Source organism: Capnocytophaga sp. oral taxon 380 str. F0488 (assembly GCF_000318255.2).
GTDB classification, from domain to species: Bacteria; Bacteroidota; Bacteroidia; order Flavobacteriales; family Flavobacteriaceae; genus Capnocytophaga; species Capnocytophaga ochracea.
Genome location: NZ_KB291180.1, coordinates 9,268 through 11,158 on the forward strand (window position 1 = coordinate 9,268; position 1,891 = coordinate 11,158).

Below are 1,891 nucleotides of genomic sequence, written 5' to 3' on the forward strand. Positions count from 1 at the left end.
CAAAGGTGCGAGTCGCACAGGCAAAAACTTTGGCTAAGTGTATGATAAGTAAAAAGGGGAAGACCTAAAATAGTAGTCTTCCCCTTTCTTAGAATGAGAGTATTAATTTTCTATTTTTTAGTTTTTTTCTCTAAGAGGGGTATATATTTGCCATAACCTTCTTTTTCCATATCGTCTTTGGGGATAAAGCGCAATGAGGCACTGTTGATACAATAGCGCAAGCCTCCTTTATCCTTAGGTCCATCGTTAAAAACGTGACCGAGGTGTGCGTTGCCTAACTTACTGCGCACTTCGGTACGAGTCATATTATGAGATTTATCGGTTTTTTCTTCTATGAGTTTTTTATCAATAGGTTTAGAGAAACTTGGCCAGCCACAGCCTGATTCGAACTTATCGGTAGAGATAAAGAGGGGTTCGCCGGTGGTAATATCCACATAAATACCTTCGCGGAACTCGTTGTAATAGGCATTGGCAAATGGGCGCTCGGTAGCGCTTTCTTGGGTAACGGCGTATTGCTCGGGGGTGAGTTGCTTACGAAGGTCGGCTTGAGAAGGTTTTTTAAAGCCTTTCTGTTTAGCTGGATTGGCTTTGCGGGCTATTTCAAACAAGGCTGGTGAAATATGGCAATAGCCTTGCGGATTCTTATCTAAATACGCTTGATGATATTCTTCGGCTTTATAAAAGTTCTTTAAAGGGAGCACTTCTACTACTATGGGTTTACTGTATTGTGTGGCAAGTGTAGCAATAGCTTTGTCGATAAGCGGTTTTTCGGTTTCGTTTACGTAATAGATGCCTGTGCGGTATTGCGTGCCACGGTCGTTGCCTTGTTTATTGAGAGAAGTGGGGTCGATGATTTTGAAATAGAGGTCGAGCAGTTGGTTGAGGTCGATGAGTTGAGGGTTGTAGGTTACTTTTACGGTTTCGGCAAAACCTGTATTGCCTGTACATACTTGTTCGTAACTGGGGGCTTTGGAGAGTTTGCCATTGGCATAGCCTACTTCGGTGGCGAGCACTCCGCGAATTTGTTTAAAAAAGTGTTCGGTGCCCCAGAAGCAACCTCCTGCAAAATAGATATCAGTAGATTTTGATTTGTTTGTTTTTTTCATTTCTGCTTGTTGATGAGTTGAATTTTCGTCGTTAGTGGTAAGTGAGGTTGTTCTTTTGTTATTGCCGTTAGCACACCCCATTGTGAAGGCTATTGCCATAAGGCATAAAAAATAGGTTTTCATTCTTAATGACTTTTTTAATTGATGAGTTCTTGTTGATGATTTATTTTACCGCAATAGAGCTTCAAAAATAATGCCAGATTGATTAGTAAATTAGAAAATTAGAAAATGAGAGAATTAGGAAATTAGGTGCGAGCCGCACAGGCAGTTGTAGCACGACGGGCGGGGAAAAATTAGCAGATTAGCAAATTTGAAAATTAGCAAATGTGGAGGGTTGGAGGGTTCGGAAGGAAACGAAAAAGTTCGGAAGAGAGGAGGGAGGAGTTTTGGTGAAAAAAGGGTGTAAGGAGGGGGGGGTTAGCTTATAGAGAGCTTATAGGAAATTATACGAATCTTGGACGATTGGTATAGAAAGGGGGTGTAAATAGTTAAAAATGAGGAGTTAAGAGAGGGGAATGTGTATGGTTAGCTTATAGAGAGCTTATAGGAAGCGGAGTTAGCTTATAGAGAGCTTATAGGAAGCTTATACACGAATCTTGGACGATTGGTATAGAAAGGGGGTATAAGTAGTTGACTCACAGTATAATACAGCGATGTAAAAAATGGCAAAAAGAGAGTTTCGAGGCGAAAGAAAGAGGAAGAGGCACTAGGCCTTAGGCCATAGGCACTAGGAGAAGTGTGACGGAAAATCGAAGGTAATGTGGTAAAAATATCCTCCTATACAC

The 1,891-nt window shown here is 41.2% G+C and carries 2 protein-coding genes; one reads left to right on the forward strand and one right to left on the reverse strand.

What is annotated here, in order from left to right:
• Window positions 1-110: 110 nt before the first annotated feature.
• Window positions 111-1,229, reverse strand: coding sequence for a peptide-methionine (R)-S-oxide reductase MsrB (gene msrB / locus HMPREF9078_RS01970; protein ID WP_034542554.1), 1,119 nt, complete (start codon window positions 1,227-1,229; stop codon window positions 111-113).
• A 203-nt stretch (window positions 1,230-1,432) separates the two neighbouring features.
• Here msrB and HMPREF9078_RS12085 point away from each other — a divergent pair, with 203 nt between their 5' ends.
• Window positions 1,433-1,534 carry a glycosyltransferase gene (locus HMPREF9078_RS12085; protein ID WP_083477073.1) on the forward strand — a complete coding sequence of 34 codons (102 nt, stop codon included), beginning with the start codon at window positions 1,433-1,435 and terminating at the stop codon, window positions 1,532-1,534.
• Window positions 1,535-1,891 lie beyond the last annotated feature (357 nt).

Bases quoted from the DNA above. Each gene is read 5' to 3' on its own strand.
- msrB (WP_034542554.1), bottom strand. From the start codon at position 1,229: ATGAAAACCTATTTTTTATGCCTTATGGCAATAGCCTTCACAATGGGG.